At 61.6% G+C, this 2,446-nt stretch carries 3 protein-coding genes; all 3 read right to left on the reverse strand.

The window, feature by feature from the left end:
• Nucleotides 1–36: 36 nt before the first annotated feature.
• The gene (locus tag ABT116_RS42690) at nt 37–780 is read right to left on the reverse strand and encodes a DUF305 domain-containing protein (protein WP_003944664.1); all 744 of its coding nucleotides are present in this window, start codon (nt 778–780) and stop codon (nt 37–39) included.
• Nucleotides 773–1,567, reverse strand: coding sequence for a thioredoxin-like domain-containing protein (locus ABT116_RS42695; protein WP_041814189.1), 795 nt, complete (start codon nt 1,565–1,567; stop codon nt 773–775). Before ABT116_RS42695 ends, ABT116_RS42690 begins: the two co-directional genes overlap by 8 nt.
• A 61-nt stretch (nt 1,568–1,628) precedes the next feature.
• The coding region (gene lnt / locus ABT116_RS42700) for an apolipoprotein N-acyltransferase (protein ID WP_351646087.1) at nt 1,629–2,446 on the reverse strand (818 nt) is incomplete at its 5' end.

Genomic DNA, 2,446 nt, shown 5'->3' on the forward strand with positions numbered 1-2,446 from the left:
CCACGGTTCCGAGTGGTCCGCGGACGCCTATGGGGTTCAGTTCATCGGGATTGGTTGAGCATCCCTGTCCGCGAGGAGATTTTGCAGAGCTGTCGATTCCGCCTGCTGCGTGACAGCGATTTGTCGCGCGAGATTCGTCACGGCCGGGAGAGCGGCATTGTCGGCGGCGTACTGGGCCATGGGGATACCGCCCTGATGGTGGCGCAACAACAACTGTAGGTAGCGAATCTCGAAGGCAGGGCCGGTTAACGCACGTAGTTCGGCGAGCTCGGCAGAAGTTGCCATACCTGGCATCGATACAGCAGTCGCTTCGGCATCACTTTGCGCGGTGCTCATCCCTGGCATCGAATGATCCATCGATACCGAAGGCATCGGCATCCACTCCATGTACCCACCTGAACTACGGGCGGGGCGGTCCCACAGCGTCAGCCACCCCTGCATCATTCCTATCTGGCTTTGCTGAGTGGTGACGACGTCGAAGGCGAGAGTTCGAATGGCCGGGTCGGTGGCGTTGACCAGGGCAAGAGAGGACATCTCGACTGCTTGCCCGTGATGAACGGACATGTCCTGCGCGAAGCCGATATCCACGGACTCGGCGGATGACGTCCCGGATGAGGTGTCGGCGATCTTCCCTTGTACCCACAGTCCAATGACGATGCCGAGCAGCAAGGCGATGACGATACCGACGACCAACACCGCAGGCGGCGTGTGTCGGCGATCTGCGGGAGAGGCAGCCACTGGCTGGCGTTCGATCTGGTCCGTATCGCGTTGTTCAGCCATTGCCGCGATCTCCGGCTGTGGGCATCGGGGCGGGCGAAGCGGGGGCGACGCCGGCGGCTGGCGGATCCGCCGCGGGGATGGCGTCGGGACCCGGAGGGGATGGATCGAACGGGAAGGGTTCCTTCGGGTCGAATCCGCCCGGAACCGTCGCACAACTGGCACCGGGTTCCGGATGGGTGTTCGGATTCTGTCGGAGTGCGGTGATGAATTGCGCGATACGGGGGTCGTCGGCGCTCTCGACCTTGAGTTGGTGCCCCCATGACTGAAGAGAGATGGGTGCGCCGATGCCGGGGAAGGGGGACATCAGCGAATACGGTTCCCCGTCGACCCGGGAGGCGAGAGTGTCGATGTCGGACGAGTTCAACGCTTCGGGGTCGTACGACACCCAGATCGCGCCGTGTTCGAGGGAGTGCACCACGTTCTCGGTGCGTATCGGCTCCGGATAGACGACTCCGGTACACGTTGCCCAGTACTGATCGTGAGCACCTCCCGATGGCGGATTTTGATCGTATGCAACGCGCTGCGGCGCTTGAATATGACTGCCGGCTGCGTATTCGATCTCGCTCACGCCGTCGATCGACGTCGACGGGTCGGGATTGTCGGCACTCGGAGCGTACTTTTGGGCCTCGTTCTTATCGATTGCGCGAGGCACCACGTTGTACGCGATGACCGAGACCAAACCGACGATGACCAGGACTGCCAGCGATATCGCCCACGGAAATCCTCGGCCACCAGGCACCACGCCGCCTCGCGGCCGTGTGGGGGACTTTTTGCGGCTCTGGGTCATTGGTGAACTCGTTTCGCTTGTGCACTGGCACCGACACTGAATTACTATCATGCATAGTAATTCATGTTCTCGTTCTTTCACCCCGCCGAACCCGGTACATGCCTCTGAAGAGTGCCGAAGTGGCGAGAGAAAGCACGATCGCAGACAACGCGAGTTCCGGAATCGAACCCACACGTGTTGCCAACGTGAGATCGGAGCGAACGGCGATCTCGTCGGTCAATGCTTGTGCTGTGAAGATCTCGCTCTGTTGACGCACCACACCCGTTGGCGTGATGATTGCGCTGACACCGCTGGTTGCTGCGATCAGCACACTGCGGCCGTGTTCGACCGCCCGCACCCGCGACATGGCCAGCTGCTGAAAGGTCATCTCGGTCCGGCCGAAGGTCGCGTTGTTGGTGGGAACCGCGATGACGGTGGCTCCTGCCTTGACGGACTCGGTCACCAGATCGTCGAAGGCCACCTCGTAGCAGGTGGCAACAGCTATGTGGACGCCGTTGAGGTCGACGACGCCGTTCCCGTTCCCGGCAATGAAATTGCCTGCTGCATCGGCATACGACGACACTGCACGAACGATCGATCGGAGCGGCAGGTACTCCCCGAAGGGCACAAGCTGCCGTTTGATGTGTTGCTGCCCAGGGCCGTCCGTCGGATCCCAGACCATGGCACTGTTGATCGATGTTCCTGGCTCGCCCTGCAGGACCGTACCGACCAGGATCGGGGCGCCGATAGAACGGGCTGCTCGGTCCAGTCGATCCGCCGCATCCCGATTCGTCAAAGGATCTATATCCGAAGCGTTTTCGGGCCAGATGACAAGTCGTGGCCGGGCTGCTCGGCCCGCTGTGACCTCAGCTGCGAGTTGTTCGGTGCGGGCAACATGAT

Origin of the sequence: Streptomyces sp. NPDC002130 (genome assembly GCF_040296465.1) — a bacterium.
GTDB lineage: Bacteria > Actinomycetota > Actinomycetes > Streptomycetales > Streptomycetaceae > Streptomyces.

Excerpts from the sequence above, each read along its gene's own strand:
- ABT116_RS42690 (WP_003944664.1), bottom strand. The coding sequence starts at position 780 with ATGGCTGAACAACGCGATACGGACCAGATCGAACGCCAGCCAGTGGCT.
- ABT116_RS42695 (WP_041814189.1), bottom strand. The coding sequence starts at position 1,567 with ATGACCCAGAGCCGCAAAAAGTCCCCCACACGGCCGCGAGGCGGCGTG.